The organism is Leifsonia sp. McL0627, from assembly GCF_058244615.1.
On the sequence record NZ_JBZCGM010000002.1, the window covers coordinates 199,869 to 226,671 of the forward strand.

Here is a 26,803-nt window from a genome sequence, read left to right on the forward strand (position 1 = left end):
ACCATTGGTCGCGTGAAGATTCTGGTCCTGGGTTCCGGTGCACGCGAGCACGCCATCGTCACGTCGCTGCTGAGCGAGGAGGCCGAACACCACATCGTCGTCGCCCCCGGCAACGCCGGGATCGCGGCTGAGGTCGCGGTCGAGCCACGGCTGGACCCGCTCGACGGCGAAGCCGTGACCGAGTACGCGATCGAGAACGGCATCGAGCTCGTGGTGATCGGGCCGGAGGCGCCGCTCGTCGCCGGAGTCGCCGACCCGCTGCGCACCCGCGGCATCCCGGTGTTCGGGCCTGGCAAGGTCGCGGCGCAGCTGGAGGGGTCGAAGACCTTCGCCAAACGGATCATGGACGCGGCCGGCGTTCCCACGGGACGCGCGGTGCGTGCATCCACGTTGGTGGAGGCGGAGGAGGCGCTCGACGCGTTCGGCGCACCGTATGTGGTGAAGGCGGACGGGCTCGCGGCGGGCAAAGGCGTGCTGGTGACCTCCGACCGGGAGGCGGCTGTGGAGCACGCAACGCACTGGCTCCTTCACGGCAGCGTGCTGATCAAGGAGTTCCTCGACGGCCAGGAGGTGTCGCTGTTCCTCGTGAGCGACGGCCACAACGTGCTCCCGCTCTCCCCCGCCCAGGACTACAAGCGCCTGCTCGACGGCGACGCAGGGCCGAACACCGGCGGCATGGGCGCGTACTCACCGCTGCCGTGGCTGCCCGAGAACTTCGTCGACGAGGTCATCGACACCGTCGCGCTGCCGACCGTGCGCGAGCTCGCGAAGGAGCAGACGCCGTTCATCGGCCTGCTCTACTGCGGTCTGATCATGACGAGCCGCGGCATCCGGGTCATCGAGTTCAACGCACGCTTCGGCGACCCGGAGACGCAGGTGGTCCTTCCGCGACTGGTCACGCCGCTGTCGACGCTGCTGTTCGCCGCGGCGACCGGTGCGCTGGCCGGAGTCCCGCGTCCGGAGTTCGCGCTGGACACCGCGGTCACCGTCGTGCTCGCCAGCGAGGGCTACCCGGAGGCGCCGCGGACCGGCCGCCCCATCACCGGGCTGGAGGCTGCTGCGGCCGTCCCCGAGGTGACCATCGCGCACGCCGCGACCGCCCGCGACGAGGAGACCGGCGCGCTGCTCGCGACCGGCGGCCGCGTCCTCAGCGTCGTCGCCCGCGGCACCACCTTCGCCGAGGCCCGCGCCCGCGCATACGAGGCCGTCTCCCTCATCCACCTGCCCGGCGCCCACTACCGCACCGACATCGCCGCCCGCGTCGCCGACTGACCCGCACCACTCCCGTCCCCCGATAATCGAGTCGGGACTTATGCACGCGACACGCCGCTGCGAGCGTGCATAAGTCCCGACTCGATTATCCGGGGGCGGGGGTTAGGCGAGGAGGCGGGTGAGGAAGGGGTTGCGGAAGGCGCCGGAAGGGTCGAAGGAGTCGGCGAGGGCGCGGAACGCGTCGAGGCGCGGGTAGAGGCCGGGGACGACGTTGCCGGCGTCGATGTAGACCTTGCCCCAGTGCGGGCGTGCTCCGAGCGGCAGCAGCGCGGCCTCCAGCGCCGGCAGGATCGCCTCGACCCCGGCCTGGTCTCGCTGCCAGGTGAAGTGCAGGCCGACCGCATCCGTGCCGGACGCGCTCGACAGCCACAGGTCGTCCGCCGCCACAGTGCGGATCTCGGACACCAGGAGGAGCGGCGCGATCAGCGGGGCGAGCTCCCGCACCGCGCGGATCGCCTCGACCGCGTTCGCGCGCGGGACGAGGTATTCGGACTGGATCTCCGCACCGTTCGACGGCGTGAACTCGAACCGGAAGTGGGCGAGCCGCTCGCTCCACGGGCCGAAGACGCCGAGCTGCTCCGTGGTGTTGCGCACATCCATCGTCGCGATCATGTGCCGGGCCTCTGTGAGCGCCGTCGCGCCGAAGAAGTCGTCGCCGATGTCGGTCGGCTGGTCGGCGCGCTCCTTGAGCCAGGCGAGGCTGACCGCGTCCTCGTCCCAGTGGGTGAAGAGGGAGACACTGTATGCGGCGGACGTGATCTCGTCGAACCGCTCGGTCACCGCCTCCCAGGGCAGGCCGCCGAACAGCCGCTGCCGCACGTCGAACGTCGGCTGGATGTCGATGGTCACCTCGGTGACCACGCCCAGGGCGCCGAGCGAGACCACGGCCCCGTCGAATCCGGGGTCGCCGCGGCGCAGGTCGACGTACTCTCCGTCAGCCCGCAGGATGCACAGCCCGCTGACCGCCGTGGCGAGGTTGCCGTTCCTGTCGCCGGAGCCGTGCGTCGCCGTCGCGATGGCGCCGGCGATGGAGATGTGCGGGAGCGACGCGAGGTTGTGCAGCGCCCATCCTGCACTCTGCAACTCGCGGGCGAGGTCGCCGTAGCGGACGCCGCCGCCGACACTGACGGTCGAGGCCGCCTTGTCGATCCGGATCGCGGGCGGCAGTGCCGCGGTGCTCACCAGGAGGCGGTCGTCGTCGGCCAGGTCGTTGAAGGAGTGCCTGCTGCCGAGGGCGCGGACCGATTCCGCCGAGGTCACGAGGTCGCGCAACTCGTCCAGCGTCTCAGGACGCGCGATGGTCGCCGCCCGGTATCTGTAGTTCCCCGCCCAGTTCGTCTCGTCCACGATGGTCCTTCCTTGCACCGGTCTCGTCACTCGCGCTGTCCAGTCTGACACCCGTGTGAACGTGCACATCGCGAAAGTGTCGCCGCCGGATTAGGAAAAGTTTCCAATCCAGGATGCCCCGAATCGCCTCCCACAGAAAAGCAGTCATTGTGCGCGGTTCACCCCCGCGAGTAGCGTGACGCTTGTCGGACGAGCCGGCACGGAGGGAGCACACCATGGCCGAATTCGAGTACGGCCCCGCAGAGTTCATCGTCGCTCAATTCGAGGGCGATCGGCCGTCGCCGGGGGTCGTCCAGGCCATCATCGACCTGATCGGATCCGGAAGCGTCCGCATCCTCGACCTGCTGTTCGTCTCGCGCTCGCTCGAGGGCGAGATCGACATCGTCGAGTTCGAGGACGTCGGCGACGAATACGGCCTCACCGAGATCACCTTGGAGGCGAGCGGCATCGCGGGCGCGGAAGATGTCGACGACATCGCCGACCTCCTCCTCCCCGGCACGTCCGGCGCGATCCTGGTGCTCGAGCACCTCTGGGCGAAGGACCTCGCCAGCAAGTTCTTCGCGGCGGGCGGAAGCGTCGTGCACGCCGAGCGCATCCCCGCGCCCGTGGTCAACGCCGTCCTGGCCGAAGCGTTCGAAGAGTAGGAGACATCATGCCATTACGTCGAGGAGGCCGCCCCGGATTGCTCGGGCTGGCCGCACGCACCGCTGTCGTCGCAGGAACCGCCACCGCTGTCAGCGGCGGGATGCAGCGGCACCAGCAGCAGAACGCCATGGAGCAGCAGCAGGCTGCCGAATACCAGGCCCAGCAGCAGCAGGCGCAGATGGATGCGGCTGCGCAGCAGGCCGTCGCTCAGCAGCAGCAGGCACAGGCGCTCGCCGCCCCAGCCCCCGCAGCGGCCGCGCCCGCCGGTGGCGGCACCGATCTGATGGGCCAACTCCAGCAGCTCGCCGGTCTGCGCGATCAGGGCATCCTGTCGGACGCCGAGTTCTCGGCGGCGAAGGCCAAGCTGCTGGCCTGATCGTCACCTCAGCGGGGTCAACCGCGCCGCGAGTATCCGGGATGCCCATCAGCTGACATGCCGGATTCTCCGGCGAGCTTGCCGAGCAGTGCGGCGAACGTGCGCTGCTCCTGCTGGTCGAGCGGCGCGAGCACGTCGGCCTGGTGCGCCTCTGCGACCGTGCGGAGTTCGCCGAGCATCCGCTCTCCCTCTGCGGTGAGGGCGAGTTCGTTGTTGCGCCGGTCGGACTCGCTGCGGGTGCGCTCGACGAGCCCGCGCGCCTGGAGGTCGTCGATGAGGGCGACCAGCCTGCTCGGGACGGTGTCGAGCCGGTGCGCGAGGTCTTTCTGACTGATCCCCGGGGCACGTCCGACGACGCGAAGCACCCCGGCGTCACGGGAGCTCAGCCCGAGGTCCGCCACCCGTTCGCCGAACCGGTCGGACGCGGCGGCGCCGAGCTGGGCGAGGAGGAACGCCGTGCGTGGAGGAACGCCGTCGGCCGAACGGCCGCGTTGCTCGGCCGGGCTTCTGCGCTGCTGGGATGCGTCGGTCACTCGCTCAGAATACCTCTTGCGATAAACGATTACAATGTGTAATCATTTTGCACATGAACGAAAACACTGCTCCGCCACGGCGCCCCGGCGGCCCGCACCTCGGTGTGCTCGCCATCGTGGCCGCCGCGCTGACCGTCGGGGCCATCCTCCTCGGCGCCGCCCTCTCCGGCGGCACCGTGTTCGTCTCCCCCTTCGCGGGGAAGGACGCTGTCGCCGCCTACGCCCAGGCCGACTGGGCGAGCATCCGGGTCACCGCGATGCTGCAGTTCGGCTCCGCCGTCCCATTCGGCATCCTCGCCGCCACCGCCTTCGCCAGACTGCAACGCCTCGGCGTCCGGGTCCCCGGCCCATCCATCGGGTTCACCGGCGGCCTGACCGCGTCCATCCTGCTGATGGTCTCCGCGCTCGCCACCTACCTGCTGAGCCGTCCTGAACTCACCAGCGACGCCACCGTCGCGCTGACGCTGTCGTTCCTCGCGTTCGCCACCGGAGGCGTCGGCTTCGTGACGGGGATGGGGTTGCTGCTCGCCGGGATCGCCGTGCCGGCCCTGATCCTCGGTCTTCTTCCGCGCTGGCTGGCCTGGACGGGGCTCGTCATCGCCGCCCTGTCGGAGCTGAGCTTCCTGTCGCTCGCGATCGAACCACTGCAGTTCCTTCTGCCGATCGGCCGGTTCGGCGGACTCGCCTGGCTCATCGTCGCCGGGTTCCTCCTGCCCGTGGATCGACGCGAGGTGCGCGACCGCGACCGCGAGGGGGTTCGCGCATGACCGCCGCTCCCGTCGCGTTCGTGTTCGGCGCGAACGGCCTGATCGGCAACGCGATCTGCCGCCAGCTCGGCGCGGAGGGGTACGCCATCGTGCCCACCGCCCGGGATGCGAAGGGCCTGGAGAGCCTGGCGTCCGAGCTTCGCGCCTCCGGAGTCGACTGCCCGCGCACGTTCGCGTTCGACGCGACGGACGACGACGCCGTCGAAGCGGCGGTCGCCACGACCGCCGCCGAATACGGCCTCTCCGTCGCCGTCAACAACGTCGGCCGTGGCCACCGGCCGACACCGCTCGCCGCGATGGACCTGGCCGAGTTCGACGCCGTGATGGCCGTCACCTTCCGGAGCGTCGCCGTCGCGCTACGCGCCGAGCTGCGCGCCCTGGCCGGAGTCGAGGGACCGCGCGCCATCGTCACCGTGGTTTCGAGCGCCGCGACAAGTGGCGCTCCCGGGATGTCGGCGTACGCCGCGGCCAAGCACGCGCTCGTCGGCCTGACCAGGACGGCCGCCATCGACGAGGCGCGCAACGGCATCCGGGTCAACGCGGTCGCTCCCGGGCCGATCGAGTCCGGACCGAGCATGGCGCTGGAACAGAGCATGCGCGACCGGATCGGCGGGTACATGCCGCTCGGTCGCATGGGCCTGGCCGACGAGGTCGCCTCCGCCGTGCGCTGGCTCGCGTCGCCCGCCGCGTCGTACGTGACCGGCGTCGTACTGCCGGTCGACGGGGGCAAGGCGGCGTGAGCACTGCGGCCGAGCCGTACGATGGACGCGTGACTTCCTCCCCCGCACTGGCCGACTGGTCGCACGTCTACTCCGGCAAGGTCCGCGACCTCTACGTGCCTGCCGGACGCACCGGCCTCGACGACACCGACGCCGTGCTCGTGGTCGCCAGCGACCGCGTCAGCGCCTTCGACCACGTGCTCGAACCGGGCATCCCGAGCAAGGGCGAACTGCTCACCACGCTCAGCCTGTGGTGGTTCGACCAGCTCACCGAGGTGCCGAACCACCTCATCGCCGACCACTTCCTCGACGGGGACACCCCCGTCGAGCGCATCCCGGCAGAGGTCGCCGGGCGGTCGATGCTGGTCAAGCCGCTCGACATGTTCCCCGTGGAGTGCGTCGTGCGCGGCTACCTCACGGGCAGTGGATGGGCGGAGTACCAGCAGACGCAGAGCGTGTGCGGCGTTCCGCTCCCCGCCGGCCTCACCGACGGCGACCGGCTCCCCGAGCCGATCTACACCCCGGCCTGGAAGGCGCCGCTCGGGCAGCACGACGAGAACATCAGCTTCGAGCGCACCGTCGAACTCGTCGGGCCGGAGGTCGCGGAAGAGCTCCGTCGGCTCTCCCTCCTGGTCTACGCGCGCGGCGCCGAGATCGCCGAGACGCGCGGCGTGATCATCGCCGACACCAAGTTCGAGTTCGGCGCCGACCGCGCGACGGGCGAGATCACGCTCGCCGACGAGGTGCTGACCAGCGACTCCAGCCGGTACTGGGATGCGGTCGCCTACGCCGCGGGAACGACGCCGCGCGAGCGGATGGCCAGCTTCGACAAGCAGATCGTGCGCGACTGGCTCACCGCCAACTGGGACAAGACGGGCACGCCGCCCGCACTGCCCGCCGACATCGTCGAGCGCACGGCCGCGCGCTACCGCGAACTGCTGGAGCGCCTCACCAGCGACTGAGCGGACGCTCCTGCTGGATCGAGCGAACGCGCCTCCTGATCGAGCAGGTTTCGAGAAGCGGCCCCGTGCCGCCCGCTCGTAGCCTGGCGACATGACCAGCATCCAACACATCACCATCGAGGCCGCCGACGTTCCGGCCGCCGAACGCTTCTACGCTTCCGCCTTCGAACTCGGGTCGCTCCTCCGGCTCCGCGAGTCCGACGCGCCGACCAGCGGGTTCCGTGGTTTCCACCTCTCGCTCACCGTCGCGCAGCCGTCCACCGTGAACAGCCTCATCGACTCGGCCGTCGCGGCCGGAGCGACCACCCTCAAGCCCGTCGCCAAGTCGCTCTGGGGCGTCGGCGGGGTCGTCCAGGCTCCGGACGGGACCATCTGGAAGGTCGCGACCTCGGCCAAAAAGGACACTGGGCCTGCGACGCGCGCCTTCGAGTCGCTGGTGCTGCTGATCGGCGCCGACGACATTGTGGCGAGCAAGGCGTTCTACGCCGGCAAGGGGTCGGCCGTCGACAAGAGCTTCGGCAAGACCTACGTGCAGTTCGCCACCCCGAAGGACACCGTGGGGTTCGGCCTCTACCGCCGGGCGGCGCTCGCCAAGGACGCGGGCGTTCCGGATGAGGGCAGCGGCTCGCACCGCATCGCCATCGGCGGCGACGCCGGAGCCTTCACCGACCCGGACGGCTTCGTGTGGGATCAGGCGAGCTGACAGCAGGGGTGTAGCCCTCTGCCGCATCCAGTCGGCCGCCGATCGCACGGAGAGCCGCGAGGATCGTCACCAGGTCTACCACCTCCTGGATGAGCGCCCCCGCCGTCGCAGGGATGAAGCCGAACGCGGCGATCACCATCAGGACGACGGAGACCGCGATGCCGAGCCAGATGCTCTGCAGAGCGATGCGGACCGTGTCCTTGCCGAACTGCACGGCGCGCGCGACGCCGCCGATGTCGTCCACCAGGATCACGGCGTCCGCGGACTCGCTCGCCGCCGTCGCCCCTTTCGCGCCCATCGCGATCCCGACGTCGGCGGCGGCGAGCACGGGGGCGTCGTTCACGCCGTCGCCGACCATGATCACCGGCCGCTCGGTGATCGCGGCGATCTCGGCCACCTTGTCGGCGGGCAGGCACTCGGCGCGCACCCGCGTGATGCCGAGTTCCGCCGCGATGTGCGCGGCGGTCTCCTGAGCGTCACCGGTGAGGATCATCGTCCGCGTGACGCCCAGCTCGGCGAGGCGGCCGATGGTCGCCTTGGCGTTCTCCCGCAGGCGGTCGCGCGCCAGGATCGCTCCGGCGTACCGGCCGTCGATGGCGACGTAGACGGCCAGTTCGCCCGGCGCGATCGCGGTGCGCCGCGCATCCGGTGCGTGCGAGGCGACGAACGCGAACTTGCCGACCACCACCTCCCTTCCCTGGAGGCGCGCGACGACGCCGTTCGTCGCCGCCTCCTCCGCCGAGTCGGCCTCAGCCAACGGCAGGCCGCGCTCGCGGGCCGCGTCGATCATCGCCGACGCGAGCACGTGCGAGGAGTACTGCTCCGCACTCGCGACGGCCGAGAGCAGCTCGTCTTCGGTGAACGGCTCTTCGACCCTCAGCTCGGTGAGCGCCGGCGTCCCGTGCGTGAGCGTGCCCGTCTTGTCGAACACGGCCGTCTTCGCCGTCGACAGGCTTTCGAGCACGCCTCCGCTCTTCACGATGATGCCGTTGCGCGCCGCCCTGCTCATGCCGCCGATGAACGCGACCGGAGCAGCGATGAGCAGCGGGCACGGCGTCGCCAGCACCAGCACCTCAGCGAACCGCACCGGGTCGCCGCTGACCAGCCAGGCGACCGCGCCGAGCGCCAGGGAGAAGACGGTGAACGGCACGGCGAAACGATCCGCCAGCCGCACCACGGGCGCTTTGCTCTCCGCCGCCTGCGTGACCAGCGCCACGATCTGCTGATACTGGCTGGCCGACGCGGTCGCCGTCGCGCGCAGCTCGACGGCCGCCTGCCCGTTGATGACACCGCTCAGGATGCTGTCGCCCGCGTGCTTCTCGACCGGAACGCTCTCCCCGGTGATGGACGACTGGTCGACGGTCGTCTCCTCCGACAGCAGTATTCCGTCGACAGGGACGATCTCCGACGGACGCACCAGCAGCACGTCGCCCGCGGCGACCTCGTCGATGTGGACGTCGACGTAACCGCCGTCCTCGACGCGGTGCGCGAGCTGCGGAGCACGCTTGAGCAGCGCATCCAGTTCTCGTTTGGCGCGCCGGTTGGCATAGTCTTCCAGCGCTTCGCCGCCGGTGAGCATGAGCACGACGATGAGCGCTGCGACGAACTCGCCGGTGAGCACCGTCGCCACGATGGCCGTCACCGCGAGGATGTCCAGGCCGAACTCCCGGCGCAGCATCGCGCGCACCATCCCGACCGCCTGCCACGCGGCGATGGCGAGCGCGTACACGCTGAACAGCCACTGGACGGCGGCGCCTGCGCCCCCGAGTGCCAGCGCGATGCCGACCAGCCCGATCACGATGGTCAGGGTGACGACCCAGTATCGGCGGGCCAAGCGGAAGAGGCGGGACATGCCGCCAGTCTTGCCGATCGGCCCCTCGCGCCGCCAGGGGCGACAACCACCGGCCGAGCCGCCGCAACCTCCCACGCCTGCAGCCAGGGAGGACTAGCGTGGCGGGCATGCGCACAACGGAGTCACCCGACGAGCGACGCCGCCACATCGCCGAGGCCGTCTGGCGCATCGTCCGCCGCGACGGGATCAACGCTGTCAGCACGCGCACCGTCGCCGCCGAGGCCGGGATGGTGCTCGGCTCGCTGCGACACTACTTCCCCCGGCAGTCCGACGCGGTGGCGTTCGCCATGCGGCTGGTCATGGAGAGGGCGACCGGGCGCATCCAGGCCATCGTCGCCGAGGCGGGGCCGGACGGGGCGAGCGGGGCGTCGCTGCTCGAACAGTTCCTGCCGCTCGACGCGGAGCGCCGGGAGGAGATGGAAGTCTGGCTGGTCTTCGCGGGGGCCGCTCTCGCCGATGACGAGCTCGCGCCGGTGAAGCGCGACTCTGACGCCACGATGCTGGCGATCATCCACGGGATCGTCGCCGACGCGGCACCCGCCCAGACGCACCCCGACCACATCCGGCGGGTGGCAGACCGGATGCGGGCGCTCACCGATGGACTCGCCACGCATCTGGTCGGGCGCTATCCGGCGCTCACGCCGTCGGCCGCTCGCGCGATCCTTGCGGACGAGTACCGCGGGATGTGGGCGTGATGTTATGGAATATCACAGCCGTCCCCCGCGTTTGAGACAGGTATGACCGACCTGCTCCCCTCCGACTCCGCGATGGGGGCCGTGACCCTCAGGGTCGCGAACCTCGACGCCATGACCGCCTACTACCGCGACGCCGTCACACTCAGCATTCTCGCGCAGGAGGGCGGCCGGACGATCCTCGGCCGGGAAACACACCGATCGTGATCCTGGAGCACGCTCCCGAACTCCGCCACGCCGGACCCCGCGACGCCGGGCTGTTCCACACGGCGATCCTGTTCGACAGCGAGGAGACGCTGGCCACCGCGGTGTACTCCGTTGCGCGCCGCGCCCCAGGAACGTTCACCGGCAGCGCCGACCACCTCGTCAGCAAGGCCTTCTACTTCACCGACCCGGAGGGCAACGGCGTCGAACTCTACTGGGACCGCGACCGCAGCCAGTGGAGCTGGACCCACGGCCAGGTCGAGATGGCGACCCTCTACCTCGACCCGAACGGCTTCCTCGGCGAGCACCTCACCGAGCGGGCGGCAGCCATCGCAGACACCGCCGGAGACGAGCGCCTCGGCGACGCCGTCGTCGGCCACGTGCACCTCTCCGTCGGCGATGTCGCGGCGGCGCGCGCGTTCTACGTCGACCGTCTCGGCTTCGAGACGACCGCAGCACTCGGCGATCAGGCGCTGTTCGTCAGCGCGGGCGGCTACCACCACCACATGGCGATGAACACCTGGAACAGCAGAGGCGCCGGCCCCCGCCGCCTCGCGCTCGGCCTCGGCGAGGTGGAGATCCACGTGCCGACGGCCGACGACCTCGGCGAGCTCACCGAGCGGATGCGGCACTACGGCGTGCAGACCCGCGACGACGGCCGGTCCGTCACGTTCGACGACCCGTGGGCGAACGCGGTGCGCGTCGTCGCCTGAACGACGCGTCTCCTGAACGACGAAGCCGCCCGCCCCGAGGAGGGGCGAGCGGCTACCGGATGCGCGAACGCATCCCAGTGATCGTCAGTCGACGAGCGGCGCGGCGTGCACGCCGTGCGGCGGCTCCTCATCCGGCGCCAGCCCGGTCACGGGCGGAACGTCAGCGGCGTGCGAGCCGTGCGTCACCGCATCCACCGGGACCGGTGCTGCGTGCGAGCCGTGCGTCTGCGCTGCTGCGGCTGCCGCAGCATCGGCTGCGGCCGCATCGGCGCGCGGACCCCACGCCGGCGGCTTCGGCCGCTCCCACCACACCACGATGAGCGCGCCGAGGAACGCGACGGCTGCGGGAAGCAGCAGCGACTCCGACATCGCCTGGGTGAACCCGGCGTGCAGGAACGACGGCAGTTCCGTTCCGGTGCCCGCCTGGGCAGCTGCTCCCCCCGGCACCTTGGGCAGGTCGGCCGTGAGGCGGCTGGAGATGAGTGCGGCGATGGATGCGCTACCCAGCACGGCGCCGACCTGGCGCGTCGTGTTGAACACGCCGGAGCCTGCGCCCGCCTGGTTCATCGGCAGGTTGCGCGTCGCGGTGGTGGAGATCGGACCCCAGACACCGGACATCGCCATGCCGAGCAGGGCGCTCGGTGCGAGCAACCACCAGATCGACACATCCGGGGTCAGCAGGCGCGAGTACCAGAACAGGGACAACGCGAACAGCACCAGGCCGGTCGTGGCGAAGTAGCGCGGGTTGATCCGGTCGATCAACTTGCCGACGAACGGCGCGAGCACACCGGAGAAGATCGCCATCGGGGCGAGCATCAGAGCCGACTCCGTCGGGGTCAGGCCGCGGACCGTCTGGAAGTAGAACACCAGGGGCAGCGCCATGCAGGTCACGGCGAAGCCGACGGTGGTGATCGCGGCGTTCGAGAGGGAGAAGTTGCGGTCGCGGAACAGCTTCAGCGGAAGCAGCGGCTCCTTCTTGTTGAACGCCTGCCAGACGACGAACGCGATCAGCACCACGATGCCGGAGATGATCAGGCCCCAGACGGTGATCGGACCGGTGATGGTTCCCCAGTCGTAGGTGCCGCCCTCCTGGATGCCGAACACCAGCAGGAACATGCCGACGGCGCTCAGGATGACGCCGATGATGTCGAAGCTGTGCGAGTGCGTCGGCAGCTTCGGGACGAGGCGGGCGGCGAGGATGAACGCCACGACGCCGACCGGCACGTTGATGAAGAAGATCCACTCCCAGCCGAGGCCGTCGACGAGCACGCCGCCGAGCAACGGGCCGATCAGGGTGGCGACGCCGGCCACGGCGCCCCACAGGCCCATCGCCGCACCACGGCGGTCCGGCGGGAAGATGCGGGTGATGACGGCCATCGTCTGCGGCGTCATCAGCGCGGCGCCGAGACCCTGCACGACGCGGGCCGTGATGAGCATCCCGATGCCGCCGCCGGCCATGACGCCGGAGAATCCGCACCAGGCGGAGGCCAGGGTGAAGATCACGAGACCGATGAGGTAGAGGTTCTTCGGGCCGAACCGGTCACCGAGGCGACCGGTGATGAGCAGCGGGACGGCGTAGGCGAGCAGGTAGGCGCTGGTCACCCAGATGACCGCGTTGTAGTCGGTGCCGAGGTCGAGGCCCTTCATGATCGCCGGGTTGGCGACCGACACGATGGTCGTGTCGATCAGGATCATGAAGAACCCGATGACCAGCGCCCACAGCGCCGGCCACGGCTTCAGTTCTTTTTCCATGGGAGTGTGTTCCTGTCAGTGTTGCTTCTCCTCGGACCAGGACAGTACGCCTGATTCGAGGTCGTCGATGAGTGATTCCAGCCAGGTCGCCTCGACCTCGCTGATCGCCCGGCTGTACTGCACGTTGATCCAGTACTTGCGGGGAAGCCGCTTGGCCTCGAGATCGTCGATGCCCGCATCCATCACCGCGAGGTCCGCCCGGATGAGCGCGACCCTGTTCCGGAGCAGCTGGATGACGGACTCGACGGGCAGGTTGTGCGATTCGCCGAGGGCAAGCGGGAATTCGGGATATTCGTTGATGGGGGTGGCGAGGATCTCCGCGATGCGCGCAGTGAAAACGGAATTCCCCTGCTCGGTGATCTCGTAGGTGGTGCGCTCCGGCCTGTTCCCTTCGCGCTCGGTGCTGATGGCCCGCACCAGCCCCTGACCGGAGAGCCGGTCGACGGCGTGGTAAAGCGAGCCGGGACGCACCTTGACGACGCGCTCCTCCGACCGCTGCACCAGGGTCTGGTACATCTCGTACGGGTGCATCGGTCGCTCGAGGAGCAGCGCGAGCGCTGCGATGCCGAGCGGCGTGAGCGTGGTGGAGGAGGGCATGTGTCGGTGATCCTGGTTATTCCTGGCTGATTATTCCTTGAGGAATATACGGCGCGGGGCAACGCGATGTCAAGCCCCTGCGCATCCTGCATCGTTGTAACATTCGACAGGGATCGCGGGCGCGGACCCGATCCCGGAGGAGGGGCAGACAGTGGCCGTGACGCTTCGCGAGGTCGCAGAAGCGGCGGGCGTGTCGATCAAGACCGTCTCCAATGTGATCAACGGCTATCCGTACATCAGCGATGCGACCCGGACCGCCGTCGAGGCGGCCGTCCAGAGCCTCGGATACCAGCCCAACCTGTCGGCGCGCGGGCTCCGCTCCGGGCGCACGGGCGCGATCAGCCTCGTCATCCCCGACCTCAAGAACCCGTACTTCGCCGAGCTCGCCGACTCGATCATGCGCGCGGCGGCCGCGCACGACATCGCCGTGTTCATCCAGCAGAGCGGAGGCGACCGCGAGCGCGAGCTCGCGATCCTGCGCGGGCCGCAGATGCGGATGGCGGACGGGATCCTGTTCAGCGTCGCCGGACTCGGCCAGGAGGACGCCTCGCTCATCGAGGCGCCGGCCCCGATCGTGCTGCTCGGGGAGCGGATCTTCCACGGCCCTGCCGACCACGTCACCATGACCAACGTCGCAGCGTCGCGCGCGGCGACGGAGCACCTGCTGTCCAGCGGGCGCCGCAGGATCGTCGCACTCGGCGCGCATCGCGGAGAAGTGATGGGCTCGGCCGCGCTGCGACTCACGGGCTACCGCCAGGCACTGGATGCGGCGGGCGCCGAATACCGGGACGACCTCGTTCTGGAGACGGACGACTGGCAGAGGATCGACGGAGCGCAGGCGATGCGCGCGTTCTTCGCCGGCGGAGGAGAGGCCGATGGGGTGGTGGCGTTCAACGACTCGCTGGCGTTCGGTGCGATCCGCGCCATCGAGGACAGCGGGAGGCGCATCCCGGAGGACGTGGCCGTGATCGGCTTCGACGACGTGGATGAGACGCGGTACTCGATCCCGGCGCTGTCGTCCATCGATCCAGGCAGGGACGACATCGCGGAGACGGCCGTCCGGCTCCTGCTCGCGCGGATCGGCGGCGATGCCACGAGCCCGTTCGTGGAGCACGAGGCGCCGTTCCGACTGGTGGCGCGCGAGTCGACCGCGCGCTGATCTCCGCGTCTTGACACGGCGGGGCTCCCTGTCGGATAGTACTTCTACAACGTTATAGGTAAACGTTGTAGAAGCCGCGAAGGAACGCATCCATGACTGACTCCACGATCATCCTCGACCGCGCGAACGCCGTCGGCCCTGTGCGCCGCCGCACGTTCGGATCGTTCGTCGAGCACCTCGGACGATGCGTGTACGACGGCATCTACGAGCCGGGCCACCCGACCGCGAACGAGGACGGTTTCCGGTTGGATGTGGTCGAGCTGGTCAAAGAACTGGGCACGAGCACCGTCCGCTACCCCGGAGGAAACTTTGTCTCCGGCTTCCGCTGGGAGGACTCGGTCGGGCCGCGGGAGAGCCGTCCGGTGCGCCGGGACCTCGCCTGGCACGCGCTGGAGACGAACCAGGTCGGCCTCGACGAGTTCTCCCGCTGGTTGAAGCTCACCGACTCCGAACTGATGCTCGCCGTCAACCTCGGCACCCGCGGCATCGAGACGGCGCTCGACCTCCTCGAGTACGCCAACCACCCGTCCGGCACGGCGCTCAGCGACCAGCGGATCGCCAACGGCAGCCCCGAGCCCCACGACATCCGGATGTGGTGCCTCGGCAACGAGATGGACGGGCCGTGGCAGACCGGGTACCTCACCGCCGACGACTACGGCAAACTCGCCGCCCGCACCGCTGCGGCGATGAAGACAGCGGACAAAGACCTCGAACTGGTCGTCTGCGGCTCCTCCGGCTCCGGGATGCCGACCTTCGGCGAGTGGGAGCGCGTCGTGCTCGAGCACGCCTACGACCACGTCGACTACATCTCCGCCCACGCCTACTACCAGGAACGCGGAGGCGACCTCGGCTCGTTCCTGGCCTCCTCGGTGGACATGCAGTTCTTCATCGACACGGTCGTCGCGACCGCCGACAGCGTCGGCTACCGCAAGAAGAGCACCAAGAAGATCAACATCTCCTTCGACGAGTGGAACGTCTGGTACCTGGACGAGCACCAGGCGAGCGACGAGATCAACGACGAGTGGCGCGTCGCCCCGCGCCAGCTGGAGGACGTCTACTCGGTCGCCGACGCCGTGGTGGTCGGCAACCTACTGATCACCCTGCTGAAGAACAGCGACCGCGTCACCTCCGCATCGCTGGCTCAGCTGGTCAACGTGATCGCGCCGATCATGACGGAGCCGGGCGGCGACGCCTGGCGGCAGACCAGCTTCTTCCCGTTCTCCGTCACCAGCCGTCTCGCGCAGGGCACGGTGCTGCGGCCGGTCATCGACTCGCCGACGTACACGACTGCCGTCCACGGCAAGGCAGCCCTCCTGGACGCGGTCGCGACCTTCGACGCGGAGGCCGGCACCGGCGCAGTGTTCCTCGTCAACCGCGATCTGACCGCATCCCGGACTGTCAGCATCGACGTCCGGGACCTCGCCGCCACCCGCGTCACGGAGGCGGTCACGCTCGCCGACGACGACGCGTACGCCACGAACACGCTCGACGATCAGACCCGTGTCGGCCTCACTCCGAACACCTCGGCCGCGATCGAGGACGGACGGCTCACCGTCGTGCTGCCCCCGGTGTCCTGGAGCGCTGTCGCGTTCGCCTGATCAGCGACGTGGCCCCGTCACTTCGTCTTCGACATCTTGTCGATCCAGGCCAGCGCCACGGCCGACAGGATGAACACGCAGTGGATGACCACCTGCCAGAAGACGCCCTCGCTGGTGTACTTCTCGTCGCCGAGGGTCCCGCCCTTCGCCGCACCGATGTCGGCGACGGCGATGAACGTCTTCAGCAGGTGGATGGACGAGATGCCGATGATCGCCATCGCCAGCTTGACCTTGAGCACGTTCGCGTTGACGTGGGAAAGCCACTCTGGCTGATCGGGGTGGCCGTCCACGTTCACCCGTGAGACGAACGTCTCGTAGCCGCCGATGATCACCATGATGAGCAGGTTGGCGATCATCACCACGTCGATGAGGCCGAGCACGGCGAGCATGATGTCGGCCTCGTCGATGTCACCCGGATGGGCGACGACGTCGGAGGCGATGTGCCACAGCTCCACCATGAAGACGTAGACGTAGATCACCTGGGCGACGATCAGCCCGAGGTAGAGCGGCGCCTGCAGCCAGCGGCTCGAGAAGATCAGGGCGCTGATCGCGCGCTGGGGAGCGGCCGGAGGCTTGGTGGGCGTCGGCGCTGCGGTGGGTGGGGCAGTCTCGGTCACGGGGGCTTCCTCACGTTTTCGGGCAGGGAAATCCTAAAGACCGTTACATGTGAGAACGCTCAGACGGCTCAGGGTGCGCTCAGCCTGCTGCGCGGTTCAGCGCGAGCACCTGCTCGGTGAACGCTCTGGCCCCGCCCTGCGCCGGGTGCCGCACCGCGGGTGCCTCCACCCCCTCCGCCGCGAGCGCCCCCTGCGCCTTGCGGCCGACGGCGACGATCGTCTCGATGCCGAAGGCGCGCGCCAGCTCCAGCGCCACCGGCGTCCCGTCCCGCACCTCGGAGGGCCGCGGCGTGCGGTTGGTGCGCGGGTCGCCGGCGATGAACGGGTGGTGCGGGTAGATCGGCCAGGTCAGCGGGAGCGGTCCGCGCCAGGCGGCGAGCGCCGCCCAGACGACCCGGCTCGACGCCTCCCACGCGGCCTGTGGATGCGCGGGGAGCTCCAGCCCCGGAATCGCGGCGGCCGCAGGACCCCCGTCCGCCCCCTCGCGCGCGGAGACGAAGGGCACCCCCGTGACCGTCATGCCGCGCCAGCCGGGCGCCTCGGCGAGCAGCAGGACGGTCGCGCCTTCCACGGCCGCCAGGTAGCGGCGCAGGTTGCGCTCCCTGAGCCTCCCGAGCTCGTCGTCCCCGTACAGGGCTTCGGCGTCGCGCGGCGCCGGAACCGCGCGGAGGAGGCAGAAGAAGGTGTCGTGCACTTCTTCATGGTCGCCGACGGGGACACAGGGCACCAGAGCCGATTCTTCCGCACGCGCGTCGACGCCGAATCCAATATTGGATACGAACTAGGGAAATATTAGGCATTATGAAATAAATATGGGATGCTTGCCGCCGTGAGGCGCTGCCCCGCGCCGTAAAAGCACGTACCGAAAGGAACCGCATTTCAATGCGCCGAACGAAGACCCAGAAGCCGTCCAGGACCGGAGTGCGGCTGTGTGCCATCGCCGCGTTCGGAGGCCTCGCGATCGGGGCCGTCGGCCTCGCTGCGCCCGCTAGCGCCCACGTGGCGTTGCCGGAGACCGGCTCCGCCCCCACCACCATGCTCGGCTGGTCGGAGCGCACTGTCGCAGGCCACGACGAGTGGCGTGCCGACTTCACCGTCCGCGTCCCGCACGGCACCAAACCGACCGACATCGAATGGAACTACGCTCCATACGAGCTCGCATTCTGGGGCCACCTGACTGAGGTCGCCTCCGTTCAGGCGTCCACCGCGAGCGTGTACTCGATCGTCGAGACCGTCGCAGACGGCGACACGGATGTGCTGTACATCAGCGCCCGCGGCGACTCCGCCGTCCCGGTTGCCGCAAACTCGATCGTCTACGACTTGGGAATCCGCGTGGTCATGCCCGACGGCACCACCACGACGCGCATGGCATACGAGAACGTCGGGAGAAGCGCCACCACCGGCCGCCCCTCACCGGTCCAGGCCTGGGGCACCACCACCTCCGCGGTTCCCGGATATTACGGCCCCAACTCCGAGACCGGATGGGGCAACTACGTCGCCGCCGACAGCAGCGACAGCCTCCTCGGCATCAAGTTCCACGTCGACTCGCTGAACTCCGGCCGATCGGCCGCCAACGGATGCGACGTCACCGACTCCATCTATTACCAGTTCGTCCGCGGAGACAACGGCCAGGCAGCCTCCATCACGCCCACGCCGCAGCAGCTCTCGATCGCGAACCACCCCGCGGGCGTCAAGGGTGCCGTGCTGGCGAACGAGGGACGGTTCTCCCTCGACGACGCCGGCTATTACAAGCTCGTGGTCTGGCCGCAGGCGTCGAGCTCCAGCGCCAGCGCTCCTCAGGACTGCTCGGCCGTCTCGTACAACCCCTCCCTTCTGAGCGAGGCCACCCAGGTCGGCAGCGTGTTCTGGAAGGTCCAGACCGCGACCACGCCGGCCGTGCCGACGCCCGTCGTCCCGGTCTCCGTGACCTCGCCGGGCATCGGCGAGGTCGTCACGACGGCGACGCCGACCTTCGCGGGTGCCGGTCACCCCGGTGCATACGTCGAGGTCAGGTCGTCCGGCGGTCTGCTGCTCGGCACCGCGTTCGTCGACGACAACGGTCAGTGGACCCTCGTGTCGAGCACCAGCCAGGTAGACGGGGACTACACGGCGACCGTCACGCAGGCGGCACCCGACAACGTGAGCACCGCGCCGATCTCGTACAGCGTGCAGACGCAGGCTCCGGCCCCGGCGGTCGCGACCGTCACGCTCGCCTCGCCCGCTGACGGAGAGGTCGTCACGACGGCTACGCCGACGTTCTCCGGCACCGGCCACCCCGGCGCGACGGTCGTCGTCCGTGGAAGCAGCGGCAAGGTCCTGGCAACCACCACGGTCGACGTGACGGGCAACTGGTCCGTCGTCTCGGCCATCTCGCTGGGCAACGGCGGCTACGTCGGAGTGACGGAGCACACCTTCGGCGACTCGAAGACCACCGCGCCGGTCCGATACTCGGTCGCTGTCGAAGCACCGGCATTCGCGGGCTTCCCCTTCGCGGTCACCGGTCCGGTCACGGGCGCTTCCGTCGGGAGCACCATCCCCGTCTACACGGGCACCGGCAGTGTCGGCGCGACCATCGAGGTGCGCGGCAACAGCGGCAGGGTCATCGCGAGCACCATCGTGGATGCGAAAGGCAACTGGTCCGCGACCTCCACACTGACGCTCACCCCGGGCCAGTACGTCGGGTACGTCTCGCACAACGCGGGCGGCGCAGTCACGAACAGCGCGCTCGACTACCGCATCGCCTACGGCGTCACCCTGGTGAGCCCGGTCGCCGGCGGCACGGTCGCAGGACCGCTGCCGACGTTCTCCGGTTCCGGTGAAGCCGGCGCCACGGTGATCATCCGCGGCAGCTCCGGCCGCACCGTCGCCTCGGCGACGGTCGGAAGCGACGGCCTCTGGTCGGCGGTCGCCGACTTCGAGCTGGCCGCAGGTGGCTACGTCGGCTCCGTGGTGCAGAACATCGGCGGGGTCGAGACGCACACCGCGCCGATCACGTACACGGTGAAGTAAGCGTCCACTGCGACGCACGCACGAACAGGCGTGGCCGGCTCCTCGGGAGCCGGCCACGCCTGTGGCGTTTCCGGCGTGCGACCACGCCGGGCATAGCTCGACAGCGACGGACAGGGCAGAATGATCCCACCCGCACCCGCGGGGCGGAGGTCCGAGCGAAGGGTCCTGGATGCCGGCCATCATCCTCGTGGGGTTCGCCGCGATCGCGCTGTGGTCGCTGGTGGCACACCGCTTCGAGCGCAGCGGGATCGCCGGGCCGGTCGTGCTCGCCGTCGTCGGTTCGCTCGTCGTGCTCTTCGACATCAACGCCTTCGTCGAGGCGGTCGACAGCGACGTCGCCGAGCATGTCGTGGAGCTCATCCTCGCGGTGCTGCTGTTCGTCGACGCCTGCGAAGTGAAGGGCGGCGTCTTCGGCGGCGAGGGCAGGATGATCGCCCGGCTGGTGCTGATCGCGTTGCCGCTCTCGCTCGCCCTGGTGGTCGTCGCCGGGCTCTGGCTGCTGCCGGGGGCGAACCTGTTCGTGCTCATCGTCGTGGCGTGCGTCATCATGCCGACCGACTTCGCACCGGCTACGGCGCTGCTGCGCTCTCCGCGCATCCCGGCCAGGGTGCGCCAGATCCTCAACGTGGAGAGCGGATACAACGACGGCCTGATCTCGCCGATCTTCGGCATGTCCCTCGCGATCGCCGTCGCGTTGCCGACGCTTCTGAAGGTGGCGACGAGCGGCACCGAGCCCACCGGCGCCAGCGAGGCGGACCTCGAGAAGAACCTGGAGGACTTCGTCAACGCGTTCCTCGGGGCCGTGCCGGCGACGATCGTCGCCATCCTGGTCGGCGTCCTCCTCGGCGGGGCGATCGGCGTCCTCACGCGGTGGGCGTCCGGCAGGGGACTCGCGAATGCGTCGGGCATCCGCGTGGTCATGCTCATCACACCCCTGCTCACCTATGGCATCGCGACGCTGCACGGAATCGGAGCCAACGGCTTCGTCGCCGCGTTCGTCGCGGGAGTGATGTTCCGCTTCGCCCGCACCCGCCGGATGGAACAGCGGTCGATCGCGCACGAGGAACTGGTGCTGGTGGAGGAGGTCGGCGGCTTCGCGACCAATTTCGTCTGGTTCGTGCTCGGCGCGATGACCACGGAGATGATCGTCCGCGGCGTCGACTGGATGCTGCTCCTCATCGCCGTGCTCGCACTCACGGTGTTCCGGGCCGTTCCGGTCTACCTGGCGACGCTCGGCTCATCCATCACCTGGCGGGAGCGCACCATCGTCGGCCTGGTCGGCCCCCGGGGAGCCGCCTCCATCGTCTTCGGCCTGCTCGCGTTCAACAAGCTGCCGACGGGGGTGGGTGACGACGTCTGGGACGTGGCGGTGCTCACCGTCGTGGGCAGCATCCTGTTGCACGGCCTCGCCGCCCCATACATCGTCAAGCGCCTCCCGCAGCGCGTCTGACGGCCGCGCAGCCAGCGGCCGGAGGGGCTAGGGCCGCAACCCCACCCGCGGGTGCCGTCCTGCAGCGGCGAGCGCCGCATCCACTTCGGCCAGGCGGAACGTCTCGCCGACCTGCTCGGCGAACGGGTAGCGCTGCCACGCCCCGGCGAGGAAGCGCACGGCCGCGTCGAGGTGGTGCGGCGCGTAGTTGTGGACGCCTCGGATCGTGAGGAGACGCCGCACCAGCTGCTCCGGGGCGATGGAGAGGTCGGGTCCGGGGGAGACCGAGCCGACGAGCACGAGCACCCCGCCCACGTCCACGGCGCCGAGGAGCGAGCGCACGGCCGCCGGGGCGCCGGAGAGTTCGAGCGCGACCGTGGGCGCCGCGCCTCTGCCGCCGGCCTTCGCCAGCGCGGCGGTCAGGCCGCCCGGCGCGTCAGCGGCCAGCCGGGGGTCGGTGACGGCGGCGGCGCCGAACAGAAGCGCCGCGTCGCGCCGCTCCTCGATCGGATCGCTGACCACGACGTCGGCACCGGCATCCGCCGCCATCGCTGCGGCGGTGAGCCCGAGCATCCCGGCTCCGGCGATGAGCACGAGTGCACCCTCCAACGGCGTGATCGCGGACGCAGCCTCCAACGCCGCGGCGACCGTCGCCGTCGCGCAGGACGCCGGCGCGAGGACCTCCGACGGGATGTCATCCGGGACCGCGACCATCGGCGTTCCCTCCAGGATGTGCGCGTGGGTGGCGAACCCGCCGGACAGCTCCCAGCCGCGGCGCATCCGCTCGTGGCCGTACTTCTGCAGGTTCAGGCACTTCTGCGGGAGACCGCGGCGGCAGCGGGCGCACCGGCCGCACGGCACGGCGACCGACCAGACCACGCGTTCGCCGAGGCTGACCCTGTGCCCGTCCGTCGTCTTCGCTCCCCCACGCCCGAGGGCGACGACGCGACCGACCTGCTCATGCCCGAGGATCAGGGGCGTCGGGGCCGTCCGGTGCCCGAGGACGGTGTGCACATCCGAGCCGCACACCGTCGCCAACTCGATCTCGACCAGGGCGTCGCCGGGCGACAGCCGAACGCCGGGCACCGCCACCGCTTCGTGCAGGTGCCCCTCCCCCTGCCACACCATCGCTGTCGCGGACGGATAGACGCTGACCCCTTTCCCCAGGCGCGCGGGAGGTTCCACCACGCGCGGAGTCACCGCCCGCACGGTCATCGGCCGGCGGTGTCGTCGAGGCCGAGCAGTTCAGCGAGGTCGGCGATGCTCGCGATGACGGCGTCGGCGCCCGCTTCGGTCAGGGTCTCCTCGTCGTGCGCTCCGGTAAGCACGCCAACCACGAGACCAGCGCCCGCCGCGATCCCGGAGGCGATGTCGCTCGCCGTGTCCCCGACGACCACCATGCCCTCGACGCTCGTGGCGCCGGTGCGCAGCAGCGCGGTCAGCGGCAGGTCCGGGTACGGACGGCCGCGGCCGGCTTCGGCGGGGCTCAGCGTGAGGTCCGCGAGGTCGCGCCAGCCGAGCGCATCCAGAACCGCATCCTGGGTCTGGCGCGAGAACCCGGTGGTCAGCGCCACCTTCACGCCGAGCGCCCGCAGGTTCCGGATGAGCGCCTCAGCACCGGGACCGCCTGCAGACCTTCGCTCGCGGCGAGCTCTCCGTATGCGGCCTCGAACAGGGCGTTGGCGTGCTGCGCCTGGTCCTCGTCGTCGGCGAGCACCCGGAAGACCTCGATCTTCGACTGGCCCATCGTGGCGCGCACGTAGTCGAGCGCCTGCTCGCGCTCGTCCTGGGTCTTCCCGATGCCTGCGCCGTCCGCCGCGCGCTCGAACGCACGCACGACCAGGCCGTCGTCGACGACGGTGGTTCCCGCCATGTCCAGCACGACCAGTTCGAGGTCGGCGTCGAGGTCGTCCGCGTCGTCGAGATCGTCGTCGCTGAACTCCTCGTCGTCCTCCCAGTCCTCGTCGGCGGCGAGGTCGTCGGCGACGCCGCCGGGTGCGCCGCCGGGTGCGGTGGCAGAGAAATCGTCGAACTCGCTGGTGATGATGCCGTCGTGTGTGCTCATGGTCGGTGCCCTTCTATGGTGGAACAAGTGGAACGGTCGGATCGGTGATGCTGGTGGATGGGTCCGGTGGCCGCGACCCGCGCTGGTCAGTCCGCTCGCGCGGCGCCCGCCGTCGCGAGCACGCCCGGCGCAGACGAGAACAGCTCGTCCACCACCCGGTCCGCCAGCCCGAGGCCTGTGGTCATCCCGATGCCGGTGGTCACGGAGACGACGCGCACCTCCGGAGCGGGAGCCGCGACGAGGAAGTCGTCGGGGGCGGACGCGTACACGCCTTGCCACCGCTCCCTCACCCGGATGCGGTCGGTGCCGAACAGCTGCCGCGCCCGCTCCAGCAGCAGGTCGTTCGCGGCCTCCGACTGGAACGGGGACACATCGGCGCCCCGGTGGTGCGTGTCGCCGACGATGAGGCTGCCGTCCTGCCGCTGCGTGTACATCTGGTTCACGTCCAGCGCGGCCAGCTCCGGATGCTCCTCGGCCAGTCGCTCGCGGAGCGCGGCGGCGCTCGGCGTGTGCGCGAACCCGGAGTACCTGACCAGGGACCAGCCGGTGAGCAGCGGGGCGCTGAGCGGGTGATCCAGCTCAGCGTCCACCAGCATCATGTCGAGGCTGCACCGCTCGATGCCGTGGGCGTCGGCGAGACCGGGGAAGAGCTGGTCGACGTCGTGGTTGACCGCGACGACGACCGCGTCGGCGGAGAGCGTGCCGCGCGTGGTGTGCACGGTTCCCGTCCGCACCCCGAGCACGGCGGTCTGCCAGTAGAAGTCGACGCCGTGCGCATCCAGCCAGCGCACGATCGCCGGTGCGGCCTCGCGCGGATCCACTTGCAGGTCGCGCGGCAGCCAGGCTCCGCCGACCGCGACACCGTCGGCGACCGGGATGCGCTCGCGCACCTCGGCCGGCGTCAGCAGGCGAACGTCCGCGCCGCCGCGGCGCTGCCGGAACTCGTCGAGCACGGCCAGTTCGTCGTTCGCCTGCGCGACGACGACCGTGCCGCTCTCACGGAGCCAGAACCCGGCCTCCGGTGCGAGGGTCAGCCACAGCTCGCGTGCCAGCTCGGCGTATGCGCGGGCTTCCCCCTCCTGCCCGGTGATGCAGAGGTGCCCGAAGTTGCGCACCGACGCCCCGACGACGCTGGAGGCGCGGTCGACGACGGCGACCGTGAGCCCGCGCCGAAGCGCGGCGACCGCGTGCCCGAGCCCGACGATGCCGCTTCCGACGATCGCGAGGTCGTAGTGTCTGCCCATCGCTGTGCCCTTCCTTCCGAAGCCGCCGCTCATCGCAGCGCCTTCCTCATCCAGACCGCGATCCCCTCCACGATGAAGACGGTCGCCATGATCACCAGCACGAACGCGAAGACCTCGTTCCAGGCCGACACGCGCGCCGCGTTGTTCAGGTAGAAGCCGATCCCGCCGCTTCCGACGACGCCGAGCACGGTCGCGGCACGGATGTTGCTGTCGAACAGGTAGAAGCTGTGGCCGATGAACGCCGGGACGCTCGGCGGAACGGTCGCCGACGCGTAGACCTGCAGCCGGCGCGCGCCGACAGCGGTGAGCGCACGCTGCGGCCCGGCGGGCACCTCCTCGATGGAGTCGGCGAACAGCTTGCCGAGCAGCCCGACGCCGCCGAACGCCAGCGCGAACACCGCCGCTGTCGGGCCGAGGCCGGTGATGATGATGAGCACGATCGCGAGCACCAGCTCCGGAACGCCGCGCACGGCGACGAGCAGCACGCGGAACACCCCGCGGGTCGGTGCGTTCGGCGCGACGTTCCGCGCGGCGAGCGACCCGACGATCAGCGAGAACAGCAGGCTGACCACCGTCGCGGCGAGCGCGATCAGCACGGTGTCGCGCATCGCGACCGCGATCTGCTCGACCGTGTACGGCTCGAACGTCGGCGGCCAGAATTTGATCAGCGGGAGGTTGCGCCAGAAGGTCAGGAAGTCGGCCCAGTGCACCTGGGCGATCACCAGCGCGCCCACGATCACCACCGCCGTGAGCACCCAGGTGACCGTGTTCCGCACGCGGCGGGCGGTGAGAGTCAGCGTCTTGCCTCCGCCGAGCATCCCGCGCCGGACGGTCGACGAGACGACCTCCATGACGACGCAGAGCACGAACATGACCAGCGCGAGAGCCATCGCCGTGCGGTAGTCGAGCGTGGCGAGCGCCTTCCACATCTCGTAGCCGAGACCGGCGACGCCGACGTAGCCCAGGATGATCGACCCGCGCAGGTTGATGTCGTTCCTGTGCAGCACGGTCGCCACCCAGCTCGGCGCCACCTGCGGGATGACTCCGGAGAAGAACTCCTGCGCCTTGCTCCCGCCCGCCGCACGGATGGCGAGCCGCGGCCCTTCGTCGATCTGCTCGATGGCGTCGGCGAACAGCTTCGAGATCATGCCGACCGAGTGGATGCCGATGGCGAGGATGCCGGGAAGCGTGCCGAGCGTGAACAGCACGGCGAAGACCATGGCGAGCACCACATCCGGGATGGACCTGGTCATCACCGTGATGAACCGGCCGGCCCACTGCGCCGCACGACTGGGGCTGGTGTTCGCGGCGGCGAGGTAGGCGACAGGCACGGAGATGATCGCCGCGAGCAGAGTGCCGAGCACCACCATCCCGAGGGTCTGGCCGATGGCCGGCCACAGCACCTCCGGCGGCGGGAGGCGCAGCGGCACGACCCTGGCGAAGAACGCCTCCGCCTTCGGGATGCTGCGGGTCACCGTGTCGAAGCTGACGCCGAGGACGGGGAACGCCGCGATGCCGAGTGCCAGCAGGGCGAACAGGACGATGACGGCCGCGACGCGGGACGGCCGCGGCCGCGGGCGACGCAGGGCGGCAGTGGTTGCTCGCGCGTCGGCGAGCTGGACGGTGGCCATCAGGTGCGCGGGGCGGTGGCGGTGGCCGTGGCCGGAGCGGCGGGGGACACGGCGGGGGCGGACGCTGTGGCGCCGACGACGGCAGCGGCGAGTTCGAGCTCGGCAGCCGCATCCAGGTCGGCGGCGAGCTCGTCGTCGATGACGCTCAGTTCACGGGTGGTGGCGGCGACCCTGCCATAGATCTCCATGACCTGCGCCTTGTCGAGTCCGGCGGTCGGGGTGTCGAGGACGACGCGGCCGTGGCGGAGGCCGACAATGCGGTCTCCCCAGCCGAGGGCGAGGTCCACCTGGTGCAGGCTGCAGATCACGGTGAGGCCGTTGTCGGCCGCGATCTCCCTGATCAGTGCCATCACCTGCTCGCTCGACTCCGGGTCGAGGGAGGCGACGGGCTCGTCGGCCAAGAGCACTTCCGGGTCCTGCATCAGCGCCCGGGCGATGGCGACGCGCTGCTGCTGGCCGCCAGAGAGCGTGTCGGCCCGCTGGTACGCCTTGTCGGCGAGCCCGACCCTGTCGAGGTGCGCGAGCGCCCGGCGGCGGAGGGCCGCCGGGTAGGTGAACGAGCCGAGCCGCGGCCCGCGCAGGGTGGCCAGCGAACCGGTGAGCACGTTCTCCAGCACGGTCAGCGGGCCCACCAGCTCGAACTGCTGGAAGATGAACCCGATGCGGCTGCGCAGTGCCCGCAACGGGCGCGCGCCGAGCTGCGGGACCGACTGGCCGAGCACTGTCACGTCGCCGCTGGTCGGGCGTTCCAGTCCGTCCAGGTGGCGCAGCAGGGTCGACTTGCCGGAGCCGGAGAGCCCGAGCAGCACCACGACCTCGCCCCTCGCGACGCTCAGCGTCACGTCGTCGAGCGCCGTCGTCTCTGCGAACCTCTTGGTGACCCGTGTCACCTCGACGATGCGTGCTGCCTCGCTCAT

At 70.1% G+C, this 26,803-nt stretch carries 25 protein-coding genes and 1 pseudogene; 13 read left to right on the top strand and 13 right to left on the bottom strand.

Features of this window, described 5'->3' with window-relative positions; all coding sequences use genetic code 11:
• The first annotated feature begins 12 nt into the window (after positions 1 to 12).
• Positions 13 to 1,272, top strand: coding sequence for a phosphoribosylamine--glycine ligase (gene purD / locus AC37TH_RS01360; RefSeq protein WP_490762557.1), 1,260 nt, complete (start codon positions 13 to 15; stop codon positions 1,270 to 1,272).
• A gap of 102 nt (positions 1,273 to 1,374) precedes the next feature.
• Here the strand turns inward: purD and AC37TH_RS01365 are convergent, their stop codons facing one another.
• Positions 1,375 to 2,619: an FAD-binding protein gene (locus AC37TH_RS01365; RefSeq protein WP_490762558.1), complete on the bottom strand. Its 1,245-nt coding sequence runs from the start codon at positions 2,617 to 2,619 to the stop codon at positions 1,375 to 1,377.
• 215 nt (positions 2,620 to 2,834) lie between these two features.
• On the opposite strand from AC37TH_RS01365, the gene AC37TH_RS01370 reads away from it, so the two are divergent.
• Entirely contained in the window at positions 2,835 to 3,263 is a 429-nt protein-coding gene (locus tag AC37TH_RS01370) for a DUF6325 family protein (RefSeq protein WP_490762559.1), read from the top strand.
• An 8-nt stretch (positions 3,264 to 3,271) separates the two neighbouring features.
• Positions 3,272 to 3,640: an SHOCT domain-containing protein gene (locus AC37TH_RS01375; protein WP_490762560.1), complete on the top strand. Its 369-nt coding sequence runs from the start codon at positions 3,272 to 3,274 to the stop codon at positions 3,638 to 3,640.
• Positions 3,641 to 3,657: 17 nt separating this feature from the next.
• Here AC37TH_RS01375 and AC37TH_RS01380 read toward each other — a convergent pair whose 3' ends face one another.
• Positions 3,658 to 4,173 (bottom strand): MarR family winged helix-turn-helix transcriptional regulator, encoded by a 516-nt coding sequence (locus AC37TH_RS01380; RefSeq protein ID WP_490762561.1) that lies wholly within the window; start codon positions 4,171 to 4,173, stop codon positions 3,658 to 3,660.
• A 53-nt stretch (positions 4,174 to 4,226) separates the two neighbouring features.
• On the opposite strand from AC37TH_RS01380, the gene AC37TH_RS01385 reads away from it, so the two are divergent.
• The 4 genes from AC37TH_RS01385 (at position 4,227) to AC37TH_RS01400 (ending at position 7,324) form a co-directional block, all read left to right on the top strand.
• On the top strand, positions 4,227 to 4,940 hold the full coding sequence (locus AC37TH_RS01385; RefSeq protein ID WP_490762562.1) for a hypothetical protein: 714 nt from the start codon (positions 4,227 to 4,229) through the stop codon (positions 4,938 to 4,940).
• On the top strand, positions 4,937 to 5,680 hold the full coding sequence (locus AC37TH_RS01390; protein WP_490762563.1) for an SDR family NAD(P)-dependent oxidoreductase: 744 nt from the start codon (positions 4,937 to 4,939) through the stop codon (positions 5,678 to 5,680). The genes AC37TH_RS01385 and AC37TH_RS01390 overlap by 4 nt, the downstream gene beginning before the upstream one ends.
• Before the next feature lie 29 nt (positions 5,681 to 5,709).
• Positions 5,710 to 6,621 carry a phosphoribosylaminoimidazolesuccinocarboxamide synthase gene (locus AC37TH_RS01395; RefSeq protein ID WP_490762564.1) on the top strand — a complete coding sequence of 304 codons (912 nt, stop codon included), beginning with the start codon at positions 5,710 to 5,712 and terminating at the stop codon, positions 6,619 to 6,621.
• 91 nt (positions 6,622 to 6,712) lie between these two features.
• Positions 6,713 to 7,324 carry a VOC family protein gene (locus AC37TH_RS01400; protein ID WP_490762565.1) on the top strand — a complete coding sequence of 204 codons (612 nt, stop codon included), beginning with the start codon at positions 6,713 to 6,715 and terminating at the stop codon, positions 7,322 to 7,324.
• On the opposite strand, the gene AC37TH_RS01405 is transcribed toward AC37TH_RS01400, so the two are convergent.
• Positions 7,284 to 9,176 (bottom strand): heavy metal translocating P-type ATPase, encoded by a 1,893-nt coding sequence (locus AC37TH_RS01405; RefSeq protein ID WP_490762566.1) that lies wholly within the window; start codon positions 9,174 to 9,176, stop codon positions 7,284 to 7,286. The two genes, AC37TH_RS01400 and AC37TH_RS01405, sit on opposite strands and share 41 nt — an antisense overlap.
• Before the next feature lie 107 nt (positions 9,177 to 9,283).
• On the opposite strand from AC37TH_RS01405, the gene AC37TH_RS01410 reads away from it, so the two are divergent.
• Positions 9,284 to 9,871, top strand: a complete 588-nt coding sequence (locus tag AC37TH_RS01410; RefSeq protein ID WP_490762567.1) for a TetR/AcrR family transcriptional regulator — start codon at positions 9,284 to 9,286, stop codon at positions 9,869 to 9,871.
• Positions 9,872 to 9,913: 42 nt separating this feature from the next.
• Positions 9,914 to 10,785, top strand: a pseudogene (locus AC37TH_RS01415) (VOC family protein).
• 84 nt (positions 10,786 to 10,869) lie between these two features.
• Here the strand turns inward: AC37TH_RS01415 and AC37TH_RS01420 are convergent.
• Together AC37TH_RS01420 and AC37TH_RS01425 are read right to left on the bottom strand one after the other, a co-directional pair.
• Positions 10,870 to 12,537 (bottom strand): DHA2 family efflux MFS transporter permease subunit, encoded by a 1,668-nt coding sequence (locus AC37TH_RS01420; RefSeq protein ID WP_490762568.1) that lies wholly within the window; start codon positions 12,535 to 12,537, stop codon positions 10,870 to 10,872.
• Between the two features lie 15 nt (positions 12,538 to 12,552).
• Positions 12,553 to 13,134 (bottom strand): PadR family transcriptional regulator, encoded by a 582-nt coding sequence (locus AC37TH_RS01425; RefSeq protein ID WP_490762569.1) that lies wholly within the window; start codon positions 13,132 to 13,134, stop codon positions 12,553 to 12,555.
• Positions 13,135 to 13,285: 151 nt separating this feature from the next.
• Here AC37TH_RS01425 and AC37TH_RS01430 point away from each other — a divergent pair, with 151 nt between their 5' ends.
• Together AC37TH_RS01430 and arfA are read left to right on the top strand one after the other, a co-directional pair.
• Entirely contained in the window at positions 13,286 to 14,293 is a 1,008-nt protein-coding gene (locus tag AC37TH_RS01430; protein WP_490762570.1) for a LacI family DNA-binding transcriptional regulator, read from the top strand.
• 92 nt (positions 14,294 to 14,385) lie between these two features.
• Complete coding sequence (arfA, locus tag AC37TH_RS01435; RefSeq protein WP_490762571.1) at positions 14,386 to 15,891, top strand: arabinosylfuranosidase ArfA; 1,506 nt, start codon at positions 14,386 to 14,388, stop codon at positions 15,889 to 15,891.
• A gap of 17 nt (positions 15,892 to 15,908) precedes the next feature.
• Here arfA and AC37TH_RS01440 read toward each other — a convergent pair whose 3' ends face one another.
• Together AC37TH_RS01440 and AC37TH_RS01445 are read right to left on the bottom strand one after the other, a co-directional pair.
• Complete coding sequence (locus AC37TH_RS01440; protein ID WP_490762572.1) at positions 15,909 to 16,508, bottom strand: TIGR00645 family protein; 600 nt, start codon at positions 16,506 to 16,508, stop codon at positions 15,909 to 15,911.
• 79 nt (positions 16,509 to 16,587) lie between these two features.
• Positions 16,588 to 17,202 (bottom strand): uracil-DNA glycosylase, encoded by a 615-nt coding sequence (locus tag AC37TH_RS01445; protein ID WP_490762573.1) that lies wholly within the window; start codon positions 17,200 to 17,202, stop codon positions 16,588 to 16,590.
• A gap of 188 nt (positions 17,203 to 17,390) precedes the next feature.
• On the opposite strand from AC37TH_RS01445, the gene AC37TH_RS01450 reads away from it, so the two are divergent.
• Both AC37TH_RS01450 and AC37TH_RS01455 read left to right on the top strand, forming a co-directional pair.
• Complete coding sequence (locus AC37TH_RS01450) at positions 17,391 to 19,517, top strand: Ig-like domain-containing protein (RefSeq protein ID WP_490762574.1); 2,127 nt, start codon at positions 17,391 to 17,393, stop codon at positions 19,515 to 19,517.
• Between the two features lie 169 nt (positions 19,518 to 19,686).
• The gene (locus AC37TH_RS01455) at positions 19,687 to 20,967 is read left to right on the top strand and encodes a cation:proton antiporter (RefSeq protein ID WP_490762575.1); all 1,281 of its coding nucleotides are present in this window, start codon (positions 19,687 to 19,689) and stop codon (positions 20,965 to 20,967) included.
• A gap of 27 nt (positions 20,968 to 20,994) precedes the next feature.
• On the opposite strand, the gene AC37TH_RS01460 is transcribed toward AC37TH_RS01455, so the two are convergent.
• The 6 genes from AC37TH_RS01460 to phnC all read right to left on the bottom strand — a co-directional run bounded on the left by AC37TH_RS01460 (position 20,995) and on the right by phnC (position 26,803).
• Positions 20,995 to 22,134: an alcohol dehydrogenase catalytic domain-containing protein gene (locus tag AC37TH_RS01460; RefSeq protein ID WP_490762576.1), complete on the bottom strand. Its 1,140-nt coding sequence runs from the start codon at positions 22,132 to 22,134 to the stop codon at positions 20,995 to 20,997.
• 23 nt (positions 22,135 to 22,157) lie between these two features.
• Positions 22,158 to 22,520, bottom strand: a complete 363-nt coding sequence (locus AC37TH_RS01465) for an HAD hydrolase-like protein (protein WP_490762577.1) — start codon at positions 22,518 to 22,520, stop codon at positions 22,158 to 22,160.
• 2 nt (positions 22,521 to 22,522) lie between these two features.
• Positions 22,523 to 23,011, bottom strand: a complete 489-nt coding sequence (locus AC37TH_RS01470) for an HAD family hydrolase (RefSeq protein WP_490762578.1) — start codon at positions 23,009 to 23,011, stop codon at positions 22,523 to 22,525.
• Positions 23,012 to 23,097: 86 nt separating this feature from the next.
• Entirely contained in the window at positions 23,098 to 24,288 is a 1,191-nt protein-coding gene (locus tag AC37TH_RS01475) for a TIGR03364 family FAD-dependent oxidoreductase (RefSeq protein ID WP_490762579.1), read from the bottom strand.
• On the bottom strand, positions 24,285 to 25,886 hold the full coding sequence (gene phnE / locus AC37TH_RS01480) for a phosphonate ABC transporter, permease protein PhnE (protein ID WP_490762580.1): 1,602 nt from the start codon (positions 25,884 to 25,886) through the stop codon (positions 24,285 to 24,287). Before phnE ends, AC37TH_RS01475 begins: the two co-directional genes overlap by 4 nt.
• A complete protein-coding gene (gene phnC, locus AC37TH_RS01485) occupies positions 25,886 to 26,803 on the bottom strand; it encodes a phosphonate ABC transporter ATP-binding protein (RefSeq protein ID WP_490762581.1) in 918 nt (305 codons plus the stop codon). The genes phnE and phnC overlap by 1 nt, the downstream gene beginning before the upstream one ends.